Consider the following 18,544-nt stretch of genomic DNA (forward strand, 5'->3'; position numbering starts at 1 on the left):
GCAGCGCGGATCGCGGATGGCCCATGCCACGCCGCACTGGTCCGCCGCATTGGGAGGGGCCGTGTCGCAGGTTGTCGAGCTTTCCGGGCGGTCGCCCGGCCTGGTCGTGATGTCCGATGCCCATGTCGGCGCCTTTTGGGACCGGGTCGCAGAGGCTGCGCAGGGGGTGGGCGATGTCATCAACCCCAACCGCGAACTGGCCGGTTTCGTGGCGCGCATGGGTGCGCGGGATCTGCCGGTGGTCAGCCTGGGCGACGCAGTGGATTACGCGGTGGACGCGTATGACGGCGGGCCGGGGATCGACAATCGCGACCTGTTCTACCGCGCCATTGCCCCCATCGAGGGGCGCTTTGCAGAGATTCCGGGCAATCACGATCACCGGGGCGGGGCCTATAACCTGCGGGCCTGGGGGCTGGAGCATGTCAACCTGGATCGCGATACGCTGAAGCGTCTTGCCCCGCGGATCGGGCACACGCGCCTGCGCGCGCCCTGGCGCGAACTGGGCGCGATCCGGCCCGGTGCGGGCGGGGCGCTGGCCGGGTTTCGCGGGGTGCAGTCCCCGGCGCGGCGGCGGCCGGGCGGGTTCGACTGCGTGATGCTGAACGCCCACGGGGACGGGTTCCTGCACCCGGCTGGGCTGGCGCGGCTGGGCTGGCGCGCGGCGGGCGCGCGCTTGGCCGGGCGCCGGGCGAATCTGTCGATCGATTGCCTTGGCCCCGGTCCGGACGATCTGGCCGCGCTGGACCGGCTTGGCCCGCTGACCGGCGCGGGTCCGGTGCTGACGCTGGTGCATGCGCCGCTGGTCGCCGCGCGGCGGCGGCTGTGCGATGGCGTGCAGCTGGACCCGGTCCGCTTTGCGGCACAGCGGCGGCGGCATGGGCTGGATCATCACGTCATCGCGCGCGGCGGGGGCGCGCTGCTGGCGCGGTTACGGGCCGGGGCGTTGGGGCAGGGGGGCGCGGCCCCCCGCAGCCAGGTTCTGCTGGCCGGGCACACGCACCGGGCGCGCTATCATCTGGTCGATGCGGCCAGCCTGACCCTGCGAGAGGTGGACCTGCCGACCTTCAACGCGGCCTGGGGCGATCCGGGGCAGATCAAGATGGCCACGGTTTTGCCACTGGGCGTGATCGACAGCCACGACGATACCCCCCGCCTGGGCTGGGCCGAGATCGGCGCGGACGGGCTGCACGAGGTTGTCAGCCGGTCCTTCGTCCGGCGCGGCGCCCGCTTTGCCGAGGTGGCGGCCGGGCCGGGGGCGCGGGCCGTATGATGGCGCAACTGGTGATCGGGATCGACGTGGGCTCGACCACGGTCAAGACGGTGCTGGTCGATGCGGCCACCCGCGCCATCCTGTGGTCGCGCTATCAGCGCCACGGTGCGGCACAGGCGGCCACGGTATTGGCCCAGCTAGAGGCGCTGCAAGCCGCCCATCCCGAACTGCGCGCCGGGGCGTGCCGCATCTTCGTCACCGGCTCGGGCGCGCGTCCGCTGGCTGATCCGCTGGGCGCCGCCTTTATCCAGGAGGTCAACGCCGTCACCCTGGCCGTCGATGCCCTGCACCCCGATGCGGGCAGCGTCATCGAACTGGGCGGGCAGGACGCCAAGATCATCCGCTACGTCACCGACCCCGCGACGGGTGAGCGGCAGTCCGATGCGACCATGAACGACCGCTGCGCGTCGGGCACCGGCGCAATCATCGACAAATGCGCGATCAAGCTGGGGCTGGACGGCGCGGCGGCGGCCTCCGTGGTGTGGTCGGGCGACCGGCTGCACCCGGTGGCGGCGAAATGCGGGGTCTTTGCCGAAACCGATGTCGTGAACCTGATGAAATCGGGCATCGACCGGGCAGAGATATTCTGCTCGCTGCTGGATGCCATCGCGGTGCAGAACCTTTCGGTACTGGCGCGCGGGGCAACGCTGCCCGAAACGGTGATCCTGCTGGGCGGTCCCAACCTGTACCTGCCCGCGTTACAGGCCTGCTGGCGCGACCGGATCGCCCGGTCCTGGGCGCAGCGCGGGCATGTGCCGCCGCCGGGGCGGGGAATGGATCAGTTGGTGATCGTGCCGCCCAATGCGCATCTTTATGCTGCCTTCGGGGCCTGCCTGCACGGGCTGTCCCGGCCCGCATCCGAGGGCTGCTATCGGGGTATGGCGCCGCTACGCGCGCATCTGGAACAGGTCGGTGAACGCGGTCTGCGGCGCGATGCCGGGCCGCCGCTGGTGCGCGATGCCGCGGAACTGGAGGCGTTTCGCGCCCGCTATGAAATCCCGGCCCACCGCCCGCCCTCCCTGCGCCCCGGTGAAACGGTCCGGGCGTGGATGGGGATCGATGGCGGTTCGACGTCGTCCAAGGCGGTGTTGCTGGGCGATGACGGCGCGGTCCTGTTCAAGGCCTACATGCTGTCGCTGGGCAACCCGATCGACGATGCCCGCGCCCTGATCGCCGATCTGCACGGTCAGGTGGCCCGTGCCGGGGGCCGACTGGACATTCGCGGCGTCGGCACGACCGGCTATGCGGGCGGGGTGCTGGGCGATTGCTTGGGCGCGGATGTGACCTTGGTCGAAACGGTCGCGCATCTGAACGCCGCGCGCCACTACCTGCCCGATACGGATGTGATCTGCGATGTAGGCGGACAGGACATCAAGGTGATGTTCCTGTCGGGGGGCGAGATCCGCGATTACCGGCTGTCGAACCAGTGTTCGGCCGGGAACGGCATGCTGTTGCAGGCGATGGCCGGGCAGTTCGGCATCCCGCTGGAGGCCTATGCCGACCACGCCTTCCGCGCCCGTGTCAGTCCCGAATTCAGCTATGGCTGCGCGGTGTTCCTGGATGCGGACCGGGTGAGCTTTCAGAAAGAGGGCTATGCCCCGGACGAGTTGCTGGCCGGGCTGGCGCGGGTGCTGCCCCGGAACATCTGGCAATACATCGTGCAGGCGCCCCGGTTGTCGCAGTTCGGGCGGACCTTCCTGTTGCAGGGAGGCACGCAATACAATCTGGCTGCGGTCAAGGCGCAGCTGGATTACATCGCCCAGCGGGTGCCCGATGCACAGGTCGTGGTCCATCCCCATCCGGGCGAGGCCGGCGCCATCGGCGCGGCGCTTGAGGCGCGGCAGACCGTGGGCGCGGGGCTGTCGCGCTTTGTCGGGCTGGCGGCGGTGGCAGAGATGGCCGTCACCCTGCGCAGCGACGAGGGCACGCGCTGCCTGCTGTGTGACAACCGGTGCAAGCGGAACTTCATCGATGTGACGCTGTCGGGTGGCGGGCGGCGGCAGGTCATTTCCGGTTTTGGCTGCGAACGCGGGCGGCTGGAAACCGAAACCGCGCCCGATCCGGTGGCCGCGCGTGCGCGCAAGGCGGCGCAGCGGCGCAATCCCAACCTGGCCGAACGCGAGGCCAAGCGTAGTTTCCGCCACATGCCCGGGGGCGCCATCGAGGACGCGGCGTTCCATGCCGCGTGCCGGGCGCGCCCGTCCGGGCTGGTGGCGCGCGCGGCGGCGCTGGTCGCGCCCGCGCGCATCGCCCGGCGCGAGGCCGTCTTGCAGGCGGCGCGGGCCCGTTATCGGGTGGGCCTGCCGCGGGTGCTGAACCTTTATGCCACCGCCCCGCTTTGGCGCGGCTTTTTCCAGGCGTTGGGCATGGCCCCGGGCAATGTCGTCTTTTCCGGTCCGACCACGCCAGAGCTTTGGCAGGATGGGGCGTTCTATGGTGCGAACGATCCCTGTTTCCCGGCCAAGCTGGCCCAGGCCCATGTGCACGACCTGGTCACGCGCCTGCACGCGCGGGCGCCGCTGGACGCGGTGTTCTTTCCTGCAATCACCCATCTGCCGACCTTTCTGGACGATGTGATGGACAGCGCGGCCTGCCCCGTGGTGGCGGGCGCGCCCTGGGTGGTAAAGGCCGCGTTCACGACGGAAACCGATTTCTTCGCCCGCGCGGGGGTGGCGTATCTGCACCCCACCGTGACCCTGGTCGAGCGGCATTATTTCCACAAGCAGATGCAAGAGGCCTTTGGCGCGCGACTGCGGGCGGGGCGGGACGAAATCGCCCATGCCTGCGATGCGGGCTTTGCCGCGCTGGCGCGGGCCGAGGCAGAGATACAGGCCGAGGGTCGCGCCCTGATCGAACGGCTGGAGCAAGAGGCGCGCATGGGCATCCTGTTGCTGGGCCGCCCCTATCACGCCGATCCTGGCATCAATCACAAGATCCTGGATGCGTTTCAGGCCCACGGCTTTCCGATCCTGACCATCCGCGCGCTGCCCAGGGATCGCGCCTGGCTGGCGCGGCGCTTTGGCGATGGGCCCGACCTGCTGGGGGTGCGCGATGTCTGGCGCGAGAACTACGCCGCCAACAGCGCGCAAAAGGTCTGGGGCGCGAAATTCGCCGCCCGCCACCCCAACCTGGCGGTGCTGGATTTGTCATCGTTCAAGTGCGGGCAGGATGCCCCGACCTATGGCGTGGTGGAATCGATCGTGAATGCGGCGGGCACGCCCTATGCGGCGGTGCACGATATCGATGCGAACAAACCCTCGGGGACGATCAAGATTCGGATCGAGACCTTCGTGCATGCCCTGCGCCAGCACCAGGCCCGCCTTGCCGCCGATCAGGAGGCATCTGCCGATGCCCTATGACCGCCCCTGTCCGCCCCGCCGGGCGCCGCACCCGGAACCCCGTGACGCGCAGGGGCCGCATTACCGCGAGCAGGTATTCGATCATTTCAACGACGCCGAGAAGGACAGCACCGTGATCCTGACCGGCGGGCTGAGCCGCAGCGCCGATATCCTGGTGGCGGCGGCGTTGCGCGGGGCGGGCTACCGGGCGCGGGCCTTTCCGGTCCCTGACCGTCGCGCGCTTGAGGTCGGCAAGGAATTCTGCGGTCGCGGCCAGTGCAACCCGGCCTATTTCATGATCGGCAACCTTGTGCGCTATCTGCAAACCTTGCGCGATGAACAGGGCCTGTCGCCTGCGCAGATCAACCGCGATTACGTCTTCATGACGGCGGCGGCCTGCGGGCCGTGCCGGTTCGGATCCTACATCACGGAATACCGCCGCGCCCTGCGCGAGGCCGGGTTCGAAGGGTTCCGCGTGATCCTGCTGGAACAGAAGGCGGGCGCCAAACAGGCCTGCGGGTCGGGCCACGGGATCGTGCTGGACCGCAGGCTGTCGCTGGGGATCGTTTCGGCGATGATCGCGGCGGATGTCCTGAACCTGATCGGTTATCGCACCCGCCCTTACGAAACGGTGCCCGGTGCCACCGACGCGGCGCTGGACCGTTGCCGGACCATCGTGGAAACCGCGCTGGCGCGGCGCACCAGCCTGCGGGCGGCCCTGCGCCGCTGCCAGCCCTTGCTGGCGGGGGTGGCGGTGAACCGCAGCCAACCCCGGCCCAGGGCGGCGCTGATCGGGGAATTCTGGGCGATCACGACCGAGGGCGACGGAAACTATGGCCTGCAGCGGTTCCTGGAGGACGAAGGCGCCGAGGTGGAGGTTCAGCCGCTGAGCGTCTGGTTGTTGTATCTGGTCTGGCAGGGCCAGTGGGACACGCGCCGCCGCATCGACCTGCCGGGTCGGGATGGCGGGCGGCAGGGGCTGGCGGGCAAGCGTCCGCGCATCCGGCTGATCCGTCTGTGGGCGGCGGAGAGGTTGATCCGGCTGGTGTTTCGCCGGCTTGCCCGCGCGGCGGGGCTGCGGGGCTATGCGCTGCCCGACATGGGCCGACTGGCGCGGCTGGCCCAGGCCCATTACAGCCCCGAATTGCGCGGCGGCGAGGGCCACCTGGAGGTGGCCAAGCTGATCGACGCCGCCGAGCGGGGCGATTGCGACCTGGTCATCAGTGTCAAGCCGTTCGGCTGTCTGCCCTCCTCGGGGGTGTCCGACGGGGTGCAGGCGCGGGTGCGGGCGCTGCACCCCTCGGTGATCTTTCTGTCCGTCGAAACCACCGGCGATGCCGCCGCCAATGTCTATAGCCGGGTGCAGATGGCGGTGTTCAAGGCGCGGGCGCAAATGGCGGCGCGGCAGGGGCGGTCTGCCCCGGTGCGCGGCTGATCGGACGATGGATCGGGGCGCGGCCTGTGCTACCTCTGGGGGGCCGCAACAGGGGGCAGAACCGATGAACAGCATCCCGGCCGCTTTCGGCACCCATGGCGCCGCAAGACCCCGACCGCGGGTCGGGCGGCGGTGATCGGGGGCGATCATGGTGCAGCCCGCGATGCCCCTCCTTCCCGATAGCGGCGCTTGGTCGGATCGCCTGGCCCGCCTGCTGGTGCGGCATCACCTGCTGGCGTTGCTGCTGGGCGGGCTGCTGGTGCTGCGGCGGTGATCGGGGGCGATCATGGTGCAGCCCGCGATGCCCCCCCTTCCCGATAGCGGCGCTTGGTCGGATCGCCTGGCCCGCCTGCTGGTGCGGCATCACCTGCTGGCGTTGCTGCTGGGCGGGCTGCTGGTGCTGGTGTCGGTCCTTGGCGTGCTGCGTGTCGGATACACGGCGGACAACCGGGTCTATTTCGGCGAGCGTAACGCCGATTATCAGGCGTTCGAACGGCTGGGCGACATCTACGCCCTGTCCGAGACCGTCCTGTTCGCGTTCGTCGGCGATACGGACCTTTGCACCCCGCCGGTGCTAGAGGGGCTGCGCGACTTCACCGCCGAGGCCTGGCTGCTGCCCGATGCTCTGCGGGTGGATTCCATCGCGAATTTCCAGCACAGCGAAAGTCGCGGCGACGAGATCATCGTAGAATCGCTGATCCCCGAGGACGGCGCGCTGAGCGCGGCGCAGGCGCAGCGCATCAAGCGGATTGCAGAAACCTCGGACGAGTTGCTGAACCGGCTGATTTCGCCGGGCTGCCGGGCGTTGGGGGTTTCCGTGAACCTTGTCCCGGAGGGCAACGCCACGGTTTCCAGAACAGAGGTCGCCAGGATCGCGCGCAGCCTGCAGGCCGAATGGCAGGACCGCCTGCCGGGCCTGCGCATCCATGTCAGCGGCACCGTGATCGGCGATGCGGCGATCAGCGCGGCGGCCGAGCGCGATACCAGGCTGCTGGTGCCCGCCGGTTTTGCCTGCGTAAGCGTGCTGATGGCACTGGGCCTGGGCACGTTCAGCGGGTGGCTGGGCACCACGCTGGTCACGCTGGGCGGGGCGCTTGCGACGCTGGGGTTTGCCGGGTGGCTGGGGATTGCGCTGATCCCGGCCACGGCGGTCAGCCCGCTGGCCGTGATGGTGCTGGTCAGCGCCTCTTGCGTGCATGTCGTTCTGGGCTGGACCCGGCGCATCGCCGAGGGGCAGGACCGCACCGCCGCGACCGTCGCCGCGGTCGAGGAAAACCTGTCCGCCATCACCGTGACCAACCTGACCACGGCGATCGGTTTCCTGTGCCTCAACTTTTCCGAATCGCCGCCCCTGGCGCAGATGGGCACGATCGTCAGTCTGGGGATTGTCGTGGGGTGGCTGCTGACGGTGCTGGCCCTGCCCGCGATGCTGCTGCGCCTGCCCGATCTTCGCTTTCGTCCGCTGCGCCTGTCGCCCGCCGCGCTGGAGCGTCTGGCCGGGTTTGCCCTGAACCAGCGGGGTATCCTGACCGTTTTCGCCTTGTTGTTCCTGGTGTCGCTGGCGGGGCTTGCGCAGATCCGTTTCAACGACAGCCCGCTGAAGTATTTCGACGAAAGCTTTGCCTTTCGGACCGACAGCGATGCCATCGAGGCGGCACTGACCGGCATCGAGAGTGTCCAGTTCTCGCTGGACAGCGGCGCAGAGGGTAGCGTTTTCGCCCCCGCGTTCCTGAACCGGGTCGACCGATTTGCAACCTGGATGCGGCAGCAGGACGACGTGGTTTTCGTGGGCAGCCTGTCCGATATCGTCAAGCGGCTGAACCACACGCTGGGCGACGGTGGGCCGGGGGGCCATGACATCGCGCCGACGCAGGCGGCCAACGCCCAGGCGATGATGCTGTACGAGTTGTCCCTGCCCGCCGGGCTGGACATGAACCAGATGCTGAACATCGACCGCACCCAGACCCGCGTGGTCGTTCTGTTGCGGGATGTCGATGGGCAGGCCATCGTCGATTTTGCCGATACGGCCGAGGCCTGGCTGCGCGCGAATGAACCGGCCATCGCCACGCAGGCGGTGGGCTTTGGCGTTGCCTTTTCGAAGCTGACCCAACGCAACAACCGCGCGATGGTCTACGGGATGCTGACCGTGCTGGTGCTGGTTTCGGGGCTGATGATCCTGACGCTGCGCGACCTCAGGCTGGGGCTGGTCAGTCTGGTTCCGAACGTCTTGCCCGCGATTTTCGGCTTTGGGCTGTGGGGCTGGTTCGTGGGCGAGGTCAACCTGGGCTCGACCGTTGTTACGACCATGACATTTGGCATCGTCGTGGACGACACTGTGCATATCCTGACCCACTATCGGCGGCGGCGCCGACACGGGCTTGAGCGGGAAGAGGCGCTGCGCCAGACTTTTCGTACGGTCGGCGCGGCGGTGATGGTATCCTCGGTCGCGATCTTCAGCGGGTTTGCCGTCATGACGCAAAGTGGATTTGCCCTGAACCAGCATATGGGCGGCTTGACCGCCCTGGTGATCGTGCTGGCGCTGCTGACCGATCTGCTGCTTTTGCCAGCCGTCTTGAGAAGGACAAACCAATGATTTTGCGCAGATTGCTTTTCGTCATCGCTATGCTGGCCGCCGGGGCGGGCGCCGCCCTGGCCCAGACACCAGAGCAGAGGGGCCAGCAGATCGCCGCGCGCGCGGACGCGGTGGCCACCGGCTTTGGCGATTTGCAGGTCTCGGGGGAAATGACGCTGCGCACGCCCACGGGCGCCACCAGTTCGCGCCGCTTCGCGATGAAGACGCTGGAACTGGGGGGCGGGCGCGAAACCCGATCGCTGCTGGTGTTCGACTGGCCGGGCGACATTCGCGGCACGGCGCTGCTGACCCATGCCTTTGACAACCGACAGGATAGCCAATGGTTGTATCTGCCTTCGGTCGGCCGGGTGAAAAAGATCACCGGCGGGGGGCGCTCGGGATCCTTTGTGGGCAGCGAGTTCGCCTATGAGGACATGGTAGAGCAGGACGTGGCCAGCTTCAGCCACCTGTGGCTGCGCGACGAGCCCTGCCCCAACGGCGCGGGGCGGTGTCACCTGCTGCAGCGCACCCCGCGCTACAGCTCGGGCTATGCGCAGCAACTGGTCTGGATCGACACTGCCGCGCTGCGCTATCAGGCCGTTGCCTATTTCAACCGCCGCGGCCAGCGGTCCAAGACCCTGACCATGAGCGGCTATCGCCAGTATGGCGGCCGGTACTGGCGGCCCGCACGGATGACGATGGTCAACCATCTGACCGGCAAAAGCACGATCCTCGAGTGGAGTGGGTATCGTTTCAACACCGGCCTGCGGCCGGGGGATTTCACGCGCGAGGCAATGGCACGGTGATCTGCGCGCCCGGCACATCTTGTGAACCGGGACTGATGCGGCAAGGATGGTGCAGGCTCGGTTTGCGCGGGCGCGAAGGGGGGCAGGGTGAAAAAAGCAGGGTCTCTGGGCATCGTCTGGCTTGCGGCGCTCTTGCCGGTTCCGCTTGCCGCGCAGGGCCTGTCGGTCGAGGGCGAAATCGGCCTGGCCGCGCGCAGCTACACCCAGAACGGCGCCCTGCCAGGGCAGGCGGGCAGCGGCACCGAGATGATCGGCGCCATGCGCCTGGCGGTCAGCGGGGGGCTGGGCTTTGGCGATTTCACCGCCGAGCTGAAGGGCCGCACCAACGCACGCACCGGCGCCACGTCCCTGGACCTGTCCAAGGCCCATGTCAGCGGCGATCTTGACGGGGTGCGCTGGCTGGTGGGCCGCGATGTCGTGTTCTGGGGGGTGACGGAGTCCTACAACCCGGTGAACGTCATCAACCAGCGGGGCGATTTTGCCTCGACCGGGGAGGAGGACCGGCTGGGCCAGACCATGGCGATGCTGTCCTTCGAGACCGCGGGGCTGGGGAATTTCAGCCTGTACGGTCTGTTCGGGTTTCGCCCGTTCGATGAACCGCGGCGCAGCGACAGGTTGCGCTATTACGTGGCCGGCGACGACCGGCGGACCCTGTACGAAAGCGGCGAAGGTGTCGATTTCGCCCTGCGAAATACCAACACGGTGGATCTGGGCAACGGCTCGCTGGATTATGCGGTGTCGCTGTTTTCGGGACGCGACCGGCAGCCGGTCTATCTGCCCGGCTGCGCCTTCAAGACCGCCACGGTGAGCGAGGCGACCTGCGACGCGGTCAATGCCGATATCCGTGCAAGCTACGAAAGCCTGTCCGGGCGGGGCAATGCCGGTCTGCTGGCGCAGATCTTCGGCGCGGCCAGCCCGGCAACGCGGGCCTTCCTGCTGGGCGGGGACAGCGTCGGGGCCGTTCCCTATTACCAGGACATGCAACAGGTCGGGCTGGAACTGGCCTATGCCACGGGCGACTGGCTGTTCAAGTTCGAGGGCGCACAGCGGTTCACCGCGCGGGACAACTATTTCGCGGGCGTGATCGGGGCCGAATATGCCTTTGGCGATGTGTTCGGATCGGGCGGCGGGCTGACGGTGACGGCGGAATACCTGTATGATGATCGCTCGGCCCTACAGCCGCCCACCTTCGTCGAAGATGATGTGTTCCTGGGGGTCCGCTACGATTTCAACAACATGTCGGGTGCCTCGTTGTCGGTTGGTGCGCTGCGCGATCTGGACAGCCGTGCGATGGTGACAACGGTCGAGGCCTCGTGGCGGCTGGCCGGCAATACCCGCGTGTCGGTGTCCTCGGCGATCATCGACGCGGACGATCCGTTTGATCCGCTGTCAGCGCTGGACCGTGACGATTTCCTGGAAATCGGGCTGGACTATTTCTTCTGACGATCCGGCCCACCTGCACGGCGACGCAGACCGCTGTTCGATGCGCAGAGGCACCGCCGCTGCATGGGGCGGCGGTGCCGGGTTTTGTTCGTGCCTACCAGCGCGCGGCGCGCACGGGTGTCACGATCCCGGTGGGCTGGTTCTGTTCCACCTCGCGGTGGACATTCGCCGCGGGCATGGCGACCGCGTCGCGGCCGCGCACGTAGCTTTGTTCCAGCACGATCTCGCGATAGGCCTTGTTCAGGGTGCGCGCGCGTTCGGGCGAGGGGAACAGCAGGGTCGAGATGTCCTGTTCCAGTTCCGCCGCGGCCTGCGGATCGACGCTGCCATCGGCGGCGATGAACCGCGCGATGATCTCGGCGTTGTTGCGGAATTCGTCCCCCGCCCCGTTTTCCTGCAGGTAGGTCAGCAATTCGCGCTGCCCGTCTGCGCGGACGGGTTCGGGCGTGCCGGCCAGCGATTTCTGGGTCCAGTGATACCAGCCGCGGGCATGGGCGGTCTGGCTGGGCAGCTTGCGCGGAAAGGCATAGGCCGCGTCGTCGGTTACGCTGACCCCACCGTGGCAGCCGATGCAGAACACCGTTTCCTCAAAGCTTTGGGGGCGCAGGTCGCCGGCCGCATCCTCGATAAAGGCCTGGTAGCGCCAGCCGGTGCCGTTGGCGATGCCGGTTTCGAGGCCGCCGTCGAAAATGTCGATCCGGTCGGGGAAGGCCGCGCGTTCCTTGACCTCGGCCAGGCCGCCCTGTTCCAGGTCGGCGTAGGTCTGCCATTTCGACTTGATGCCGTAGCGGACCTCTTTGATGCGGGGGGCCATGGAAACGGCGCCGCTGCTGACATCGATATAGCGCACGGTGTGCAGGAATTCGGTCCCCAGCGGGAACAGGCCGGCGGCCAGCTTTTCGCCCTTGGCCGCGCCGACCCAGGACATGAACCGTCCGTCGATCGGCATCCAGTCATAGGCGATGTGGTCGGCGGTGCCCAGCGTCCCGTCCTTGTCCAGATCCACGCCCAGGCGGGTTTCGTCCACCGGGTCGATGGCGACATCGGCGCGCTGGATCAGCGCCTCGGTGATGGCCAGGTTCACCTTGTAGATCTCGGGGTCATAGGCGCCCGTTTCGTCGGTGCGGAACGGTTCGGCCAGGCGGATCAGCACGTCGTCGGTCGATCCGTTGGTGGGCCAGAACCCGCCGGGCAGCGGCACATAGGCAAAGGCGCGCCAGCCGGTCGGCGTGCCGTCGGGGGCGTGGTCGAACCCCTCGGCGTCGAAGTTGAAATGGCAATCGGGGATGTAGCCCGCCCAGGCGCCGTCGCCGTCCTCGTCCCAGTTGGCGGGCGGGTTGGCCAGCTTGCGCGCCAGGGTGATGGTTCCGTCCGCGTCGAAATAGTTGGACTGGGCGACATAGGCGTCAATCTCGGCATCGGACACGGCGGCGATGGCGGCAGAGCGGTCCACGAACAGGTTGGTCCAGGGGTTTTTCAGCGCGGCGCGCGGAAAGGCGTATTCGGTTTGCAGATCCTCGTCGCCGACGATGTAGTTCGGCGCACGGGCATCGACGTGGCAGGTGAAACAGGGGTTGTAGGCGTTTCCGGCCTCATCCAGCGTGTTCGTGTAGCACTGCGACGGGATATAGGCCGTCGGATTGGTCAGATGCTTGTCCCAGAGCGGCTCTGCCATGGCCGAGCCGGCGGCCAGGATCAGGGTCAGTGCGGTGGCGGTGCGATGCATGGGGTCGGTCCTGTCACGTGGATGAAAAGGGGAGGCGCCAAAGCGCCTCCCCCGATGATTGGCAGACGATCAGGTCTTACTTGGCCGGGAAGGGGCCGACATAGCCGAAATAGGCCATGGCGTCGGCCGGATCGGCCAGCTTGTCCTCGTCCGATTCACCGTAGGGGTGCTGGATGACCGCGGTCAGGTAGCCCCAGCCGTTGATGTTCGGGTAGTAGTAGGGCGAGGTGGTTTCCGACCCGTAAGGCGTGGTCATGATGCGGGTCAGTTCGGCCGTATCCATGTCCAGCGCCCAGATGGCGTCGTTCTGGTGGCCCGAGCCGGTGTCCTCGCCGATGATCAGCGTGTTGGTGCCGGTCATGAAGGTCACGTTGTCGGGGTTGGAGATGCCGTCGATGTCGCAGCTGTTGTTCGCGAACTCGCTGTCGTCGGCATAGTCCATCATGGTGCCGGCGATCACGGCCTTCATCGACTGGGCGACGTAGTCCGAACCGATTTCGGCGTCAGCCGCGACCGGCATGCCGTAGACGGCGCCGCACTTGTTGGTTTCCAGCTGGATGTGGTCGGGGCCGCCGACATCCTGCTTGGCGCCGCCGTTCATGCCCTTGGCGATTTCCGACATCGCCACGAACAGGGTCGAGGAGGCCGGGTCGAAGGTGATGCCCTCTTCCTTGCGCAGCTCGGTGGTGGCGCCCATCATCGCGGCGTAGCGGCGGGTTTCCAGACGCGAGGCGGCGATTTCCATGCCCTCTTTCACCGCCAGGCATTCATGGCCGTTGGTGGTGTTGATCGAGGTGAAGCCTTCGGCGCAGGTGCCATCCTCGTTCGGGGCGGCGGCGTCGAAGATGTCGGCAAAGGCCGGCTTCTGGTCGACGACGGCCTTGATCTCGTCGGCGGTGGCGTGGCCCAGGCTGATCCACTCCATGTCGAACGCGCCCGCGCCCTCACCCGAGGTCTGGGTCAGCTTGGTGGCGTACAGCGTGCCGGCCGACAGGTCGCCCTCTGCGTCGGCGACGAACATGAAGAAGCCGACATTGGTGCCGTCATCGGACATGTAGGTGGTCTTGCCGTCGGGCATCACGTAGGCCAGTTCCAGCGCCATGCGGCCCATCGCGTAATGCTTGGTCACGGTCTCTTCGCCGGCTTCGTTCACGGCGACCTCGACCGGATAGCCCCAGGTGTAGGGGTTGAACACGCCGCGGAACTCTTCCAGCGACATTTCGGCCGGGTTCAGGCCAAAGTAGCGGGCCATCGGGTAGAAGTAGTCGTCGATGTCTTCCAGCGCCTCGGCTTCATAGACTTCGCGGGCGTTGGGTTCGTACTCTTCCGAGCCCAGATGCGTGGTCCAGGGCGTCACGGAACCGGCGCAGGGCACCCACAGGCCGCCAACGGCCGAGAAGTCGACCGGACGGGTCCAGACCGGGGTCAGCATGCCGGTGTCGGCATCCTGGTTCAGTTCGGTCAGGTACATCGCACCGGGGCGCGATTCAAAGTGGCTGACCGAGAACAGTTTGTCGCCCACGGGCAGCAGCGAGGAAAAGTCGGTATCGACCGAGATGTGCTGCGAGCCGTCGGCGCTGACCACCGGGTTGCCGTCCTTGTCGATCAGCAGGCCCCAGGTGCCATCGCCGATCTTGTCGCCGCCGCGGGCGATGACGTGATAGCCGATTTCGGCGGTTTTGCCGTCGATGGTCACGCTTTCCGAGGCGATCGCGGCGCGTTTCAGTTCATCGGTGTTCGGGAAGGCGACGGGCGCGAATTCAACGCTGTCGGCGAAGGCGGGCGCGGCCAGAAGGGCAGTGCTCGCCAGCAGCAGGGTCTTGCGGGTCATGGGAAACCTCTGGGTTTGGGTATTGCCTGGAGGGGAGGGGGCAGAACCACTCTCCGCCCGGTGTCGGGCGAAACTCACACTAGAGATGCCGCTTAATGGAATTATGACAAATCCAAACCCGCGACGGGTTGTCCGCCGGGCGCGCGCAGTGTGCGGGCCGGGTCAGTTCTGGCCTTCCCATGGCGGGAAATACTCGAACAGGTAATCGACCACCGCCTGCATGTTATCGGGGCGGTTCTCGATATCGGTCATGTCGATCACATGCTCGATCCACTCGTCCCGCGTCTTGCCCTCGCTGTTGGCGATGTTGCGCAGCGAATGGCAGCGCGTGCATTCCTGGCGCACGATGCCCAGGCGTTCATCCTTGGGCAGTGAAATCGCCCAGGCCGACTGGCCGGCAACGGCGACAGCGGACAGGGCAAGGGGCAGAAGGGGGCGCATCGATCAGTCTCCGGTGACACGTCTTGGTCTGGTTCCGGGGCGGAATATGTCACGCGCACATGTCAGTTCCGCGAGCCTTCCCAAGTCCGGGCGCGACAAAACACCCCGGTTCACGGGGCGGTGGGGCAGTGTGCAATCTCAACTCTCATCGCGGGGGAGATGTCGTCTAGACTGTCCCCAGATCCGCCTTAGCGCAGAAAGAGTCGGGCCATGGCCTATCGTGTAAAACGCTCTGACAAATCTGTTCAGGCCGCGCTGCGGCGTATCGCGGTCCAAGAGATCGACGCAGGCCTTGCCGAACTGGATAACCCCGACATGGACCTGCATGACAAGGTCCACCAACTGCGCAAGCGGGCCAAGCGGTTGCGCGGGTTGTTGCGCCTGGTGCGCCCGGCCTTTCCCGGCTACGCGGCGGAAAACGAGGCGATCCGCGATGCCGCGCGCCGCCTGTCTGGGCTGCGCGACAGCGAAGGGATGGTGGAAACCTACGACAAGCTGGTGGCCGCTGCGCATCTTTCGGGCTTTGCGCGGGTGCGTGCGCATCTGGTGTCCCTGCGCGATGCGGCCGCTGCCCGCGCCCATGTTGAACAAGATCTTGCTGCGTTCCGGGCGGCGCTGCTGGATCTGCGGGGCCGGGCGGCGAAGTGGCGCCTGACCGAGGACGGGTTCGCCGCGATGCAGGACGGGCTGGAAAAGGCATTCGCCCGCGCGCGCAAGGCCCGTGCCGCCGCGGCAGAGGATCCCGCCGTGGAGCGCATTCACGACTGGCGCAAGCGGGTCAAGGACCACTGGTATCACACCCGTATCCTGGCGCCGCTGAATCCGCAGGTCATGGATCACCGCGCGCAGCAGGCGCGCGACCTGTCCGAGATGTTGGGCGATCACCACGATCTGGATGTGTTGGACTACTACATCGCCCGCGCCGCGGACCTGCCTGGCGATCCCGCCCTGTGGGCGGCGTTTCGCGGGCACATCGCCGCGCGCCAGAACGTGCTGGAAAACGAGGCGCAGAACCTGGGCGCGCGGCTTTTCGCCAGCCCCGCCCGCGATCTGGGCAGACGCTGGGCGCGCTGGTGGAAGCATTGGAAAGGGGCCTAACCCCGCCCACGGGAAAGAGGGGCTGTGCCAGGCCCCTTGGGGCCCGGCGGTTTGCTGCTGTGCCTTAGCCGCGGGCCAGTGCGCCCTCGATCAGCTTGACGGTTTCATCGACCCCGTAAAGCGCGATGAACCCACCGAAGCGGGGGCCCTGGCTGGCGCCCAGGATCACCTCGTACAGCGCCTTGAACCAGTCGCGCAGCGGGTCGAACGCGTGATCCTTGCCGACCGCAAAGACGAGGCTTTGCAATTCCTCGGCGTCCAGTCCGCCCTCCCAGGTCTTCAGCCGGGCGACCAGATCCTCCATCGCGGCGCGTTCCTTTTCGTCGGGCGCGCGGAACTGGCGCGTCGGCGCCACGAAATCGCGGAAATAGCGCACGGCGAATTCCGCCGCCTCGTCCAGGTGGGGGTGGGTTTCGGGCGACGCATCGGGCGCGTACCGCTTGATGAAGCCCCACAGCCCGTCCTTGTCGTCCGCCCCGGCGACAGAGGCCAGGTTCAGCAGCATCGCAAAGGGCACGACCATGTCCGATTTCGGCGGGTTGCCGTTATGGATGTGCCAGACCGGGTTGGCAAGTTGCGCCTTGGTGTCCTGATCGGGGAAGGCGCGCAATTGCTGATGGTATTCGTCCACCGCCTTGGGGATCACATCCCACCACAGCCGCTTGGCGGTCTTGGGCTTCTGGAACATGAAGTAGGACAGGCTTTCGGTGGCGGCATAGGTCAGCCACTCGTCGATGGTCAGGCCGTTGCCCTTGGATTTGGAAATCTTTTCGCCGTTCTCGTCCAGGAACAGTTCGTAGGTGAAGTGTTCTGGCTTCTTGCCGCCCAGGATTTCGCATATCCGGTCGTAGATCGGCGTGTTGGTGGAATGGTCCTTGCCGTACATCTCGAAATCGACATCCAGCGCGGCCCAGCGGGCGCCGAAATCGGGCTTCCACTGCAGTTTCACGTTGCCGCCGGTGACCGGCAGGGTCCATTCGCAGCCTTCTTCGTCATCGAAGGTGATGGTGTGGGCCTGCGCGTCCACGTGTTTCATCGGGACATACAGCACCCGGCCAGTTTCGGGGTGGATCGGCAGAAAGATGGAATAGGTCTGCTGGCGTTCTTCGCGCAGGGATTTCAGCATCACCGCCATGATGTCGTCATAGCGTTCGGTCGCGCGTTTCAGCACCTCGTCGAAACGGCCGGATTTGTAGAACTCGGTGGCCGAGTAGAATTCGTACTCGAACCCGAAGGTGTCCAGGAACCGGCGCAGCATGGCGTTGTTGTGATGGCCAAAGCTTTCATGCGTGCCAAAGGGATCGGGCACGCTGGTCAGCGGGCGCTGCAGGTTTTCGTGCAGCATTTCCTGGTTGGGCACGTTGGAGGGCACCTTGCGCATGCCGTCCATGTCGTCGGAAAAACAGATCAGGCGCGTGGGGATGTCGCTGATCGCCTCAAAGGCGCGGCGGATCATCGTAGTGCGCAGAACCTCGCCGAAGGTGCCGATATGCGGCAGCCCGCTGGGGCCATAGCCCGTCTCGAACAGCACGTACCCCTTTTCGGGCGGCCGTTTCTCGACGCGTTTGAGCAGTTTCCGGGCCTCTTCGAAGGGCCAGGCCTTGGAACTCATCGCGGCGTCGCGCAGATCGGACATGTCAGCACTCCAGTCGGGCCGGGCCCCATGCCCGGCAAGGCCCGTGTCCTATTGCCCGGTGTGGGCTACGTCAATATTCTGCGCCGCAACATGCCCGAAGGAGGCCGAAATGAGCACCGAAACCGCCCCCCTGACCGCCCCCGACGCACTTGTGGCCATAATGCTGGCCGTCTCGGCCTCGGATGAAACGATCCGCACGGCCGAACTGGTGACGATCGAGCGGATGGTGAACCACCTGCCGGTCTTTGCCGATTACGACGTCGAACGCATCCCGGCCGTGTCCAGCGCCGTGCTGGAACTGTTCGAGGAATACGACGGTCTGGACGCGCTGTTCGGGCTGGTGCGCGAGGCGCTGCCCGAAAAGCTGTATGAAACCGCCTATGTACTGGCCTGCGATGTCGCCGCCGCCGATGGCCGGCTGGGCGAACAGGAACTGCGCCTGCTAGAGGAAATCCGGTACGAGCTGAACATCGACCGCCTGGCCGGTGCGGCGATCGAACGGGCGGCGCGCGCGCGCCACATGGTGGCCTGATGGTTCCTGCCGATCTGCCCGACCGTTTCTGGCCCTTTGCCGATGCCTTTGTCGCCGGGGTCAAACTGGTGATCGACCGCCCCCGGGGCAGCGCGCACCCGCGCTTTCCCCAGATCACCTATCCGTTGGATTACGGCTATCTGGACGGGACGCGCGCCATTGATGGCGACGGGGTGGATGTCTGGCGCGGCAGCCTGGGGGCGGGGCGGGTTACTGGCGTCGTTGCCTCGCTGGACCTGACCAAGCGGGATGGCGAGTTGAAACTGCTGCTGGACTGCACCGCCGCCGAGATGGACCTGATCAACGACTTTCATAACCAGGCGGAATGGGTCGCGGGGGTGCTGATCACACGGCCCGCGGGCGTTTGACCGGCTGGTGCAAACCGTTGACCGCGCAGGACAGCGGGAAAACGGTCT

13 protein-coding genes are annotated in these 18,544 nt (G+C 66.8%); 9 read left to right on the top strand and 4 right to left on the bottom strand.

Going from position 1 to position 18,544, the window contains the following annotated elements; translation table 11 throughout:
- Positions 1 to 16 precede the first annotated feature (16 nt).
- From EV656_RS14020 to EV656_RS14045, 6 genes are all read left to right on the top strand, one after another.
- A complete protein-coding gene (locus EV656_RS14020) occupies positions 17 to 1,270 on the top strand; it encodes a hypothetical protein (RefSeq protein ID WP_132605190.1) in 1,254 nt (417 codons plus the stop codon).
- A complete protein-coding gene (locus EV656_RS14025) occupies positions 1,267 to 4,629 on the top strand; it encodes a BadF/BadG/BcrA/BcrD ATPase family protein (protein WP_132605192.1) in 3,363 nt (1,120 codons plus the stop codon). Before EV656_RS14020 ends, EV656_RS14025 begins: the two co-directional genes overlap by 4 nt.
- Positions 4,619 to 6,043, top strand: a complete 1,425-nt coding sequence (locus EV656_RS14030; RefSeq protein WP_132605194.1) for a 2-hydroxyglutaryl-CoA dehydratase — start codon at positions 4,619 to 4,621, stop codon at positions 6,041 to 6,043. The genes EV656_RS14025 and EV656_RS14030 overlap by 11 nt, the downstream gene beginning before the upstream one ends.
- A gap of 301 nt (positions 6,044 to 6,344) precedes the next feature.
- The gene (locus EV656_RS14035; RefSeq protein WP_200276584.1) at positions 6,345 to 8,636 is read left to right on the top strand and encodes an efflux RND transporter permease subunit; all 2,292 of its coding nucleotides are present in this window, start codon (positions 6,345 to 6,347) and stop codon (positions 8,634 to 8,636) included.
- Positions 8,633 to 9,421, top strand: coding sequence for an outer membrane lipoprotein-sorting protein (locus EV656_RS14040; RefSeq protein WP_132605198.1), 789 nt, complete (start codon positions 8,633 to 8,635; stop codon positions 9,419 to 9,421). Before EV656_RS14035 ends, EV656_RS14040 begins: the two co-directional genes overlap by 4 nt.
- An 87-nt stretch (positions 9,422 to 9,508) precedes the next feature.
- Positions 9,509 to 10,864, top strand: coding sequence for a hypothetical protein (locus EV656_RS14045; protein ID WP_132605200.1), 1,356 nt, complete (start codon positions 9,509 to 9,511; stop codon positions 10,862 to 10,864).
- 94 nt (positions 10,865 to 10,958) lie between these two features.
- Here EV656_RS14045 and EV656_RS14050 read toward each other — a convergent pair whose 3' ends face one another.
- From EV656_RS14050 to EV656_RS14060, 3 genes are all read right to left on the bottom strand, one after another.
- On the bottom strand, positions 10,959 to 12,590 hold the full coding sequence (locus tag EV656_RS14050) for a hypothetical protein (RefSeq protein WP_132605202.1): 1,632 nt from the start codon (positions 12,588 to 12,590) through the stop codon (positions 10,959 to 10,961).
- Positions 12,591 to 12,666: 76 nt separating this feature from the next.
- Positions 12,667 to 14,421, bottom strand: a complete 1,755-nt coding sequence (locus EV656_RS14055) for a PhoX family protein (RefSeq protein ID WP_132605204.1) — start codon at positions 14,419 to 14,421, stop codon at positions 12,667 to 12,669.
- Between the two features lie 162 nt (positions 14,422 to 14,583).
- A complete protein-coding gene (locus tag EV656_RS14060) occupies positions 14,584 to 14,862 on the bottom strand; it encodes a hypothetical protein (RefSeq protein WP_132605206.1) in 279 nt (92 codons plus the stop codon).
- 210 nt (positions 14,863 to 15,072) lie between these two features.
- Between EV656_RS14060 and EV656_RS14065 the strand changes: the two genes are divergently transcribed.
- Positions 15,073 to 15,960, top strand: a complete 888-nt coding sequence (locus EV656_RS14065; protein WP_132605208.1) for a CHAD domain-containing protein — start codon at positions 15,073 to 15,075, stop codon at positions 15,958 to 15,960.
- A 64-nt stretch (positions 15,961 to 16,024) separates the two neighbouring features.
- Here the strand turns inward: EV656_RS14065 and EV656_RS14070 are convergent, their stop codons facing one another.
- Entirely contained in the window at positions 16,025 to 17,596 is a 1,572-nt protein-coding gene (locus tag EV656_RS14070; RefSeq protein ID WP_132605210.1) for a lysine--tRNA ligase, read from the bottom strand.
- Between the two features lie 109 nt (positions 17,597 to 17,705).
- Here EV656_RS14070 and EV656_RS14075 point away from each other — a divergent pair, with 109 nt between their 5' ends.
- Together EV656_RS14075 and EV656_RS14080 are read left to right on the top strand one after the other, a co-directional pair.
- Entirely contained in the window at positions 17,706 to 18,128 is a 423-nt protein-coding gene (locus EV656_RS14075) for a tellurite resistance TerB family protein (protein ID WP_132605212.1), read from the top strand.
- The gene (locus EV656_RS14080) at positions 18,128 to 18,496 is read left to right on the top strand and encodes a hypothetical protein (RefSeq protein ID WP_200276588.1); all 369 of its coding nucleotides are present in this window, start codon (positions 18,128 to 18,130) and stop codon (positions 18,494 to 18,496) included. The genes EV656_RS14075 and EV656_RS14080 overlap by 1 nt, the downstream gene beginning before the upstream one ends.
- Positions 18,497 to 18,544: the final 48 nt, after the last annotated feature.

This window comes from Rhodovulum adriaticum, from assembly GCF_004345735.1.
Lineage (GTDB): Bacteria > Pseudomonadota > Alphaproteobacteria > Rhodobacterales > Rhodobacteraceae > Rhodovulum > Rhodovulum adriaticum.

Excerpts from the sequence above, each read along its gene's own strand:
- EV656_RS14035 (WP_200276584.1), top strand. The coding sequence starts at position 6,345 with ATGCCCCCCCTTCCCGATAGCGGCGCTTGGTCGGATCGCCTGGCCCGC.
- EV656_RS14020 (WP_132605190.1), top strand. The coding sequence starts at position 17 with ATGGCCCATGCCACGCCGCACTGGTCCGCCGCATTGGGAGGGGCCGTG.
- EV656_RS14030 (WP_132605194.1), top strand. The coding sequence starts at position 4,619 with ATGCCCTATGACCGCCCCTGTCCGCCCCGCCGGGCGCCGCACCCGGAA.
- EV656_RS14060 (WP_132605206.1), bottom strand. The coding sequence starts at position 14,862 with ATGCGCCCCCTTCTGCCCCTTGCCCTGTCCGCTGTCGCCGTTGCCGGC.
- EV656_RS14065 (WP_132605208.1), top strand. The coding sequence starts at position 15,073 with ATGGCCTATCGTGTAAAACGCTCTGACAAATCTGTTCAGGCCGCGCTG.
- EV656_RS14050 (WP_132605202.1), bottom strand. The coding sequence starts at position 12,590 with ATGCATCGCACCGCCACCGCACTGACCCTGATCCTGGCCGCCGGCTCG.
- EV656_RS14055 (WP_132605204.1), bottom strand. The coding sequence starts at position 14,421 with ATGACCCGCAAGACCCTGCTGCTGGCGAGCACTGCCCTTCTGGCCGCG.
- EV656_RS14025 (WP_132605192.1), top strand. The coding sequence starts at position 1,267 with ATGATGGCGCAACTGGTGATCGGGATCGACGTGGGCTCGACCACGGTC.
- EV656_RS14075 (WP_132605212.1), top strand. The coding sequence starts at position 17,706 with ATGAGCACCGAAACCGCCCCCCTGACCGCCCCCGACGCACTTGTGGCC.
- EV656_RS14080 (WP_200276588.1), top strand. The coding sequence starts at position 18,128 with ATGGTTCCTGCCGATCTGCCCGACCGTTTCTGGCCCTTTGCCGATGCC.
- EV656_RS14040 (WP_132605198.1), top strand. The coding sequence starts at position 8,633 with ATGATTTTGCGCAGATTGCTTTTCGTCATCGCTATGCTGGCCGCCGGG.
- EV656_RS14070 (WP_132605210.1), bottom strand. The coding sequence starts at position 17,596 with ATGTCCGATCTGCGCGACGCCGCGATGAGTTCCAAGGCCTGGCCCTTC.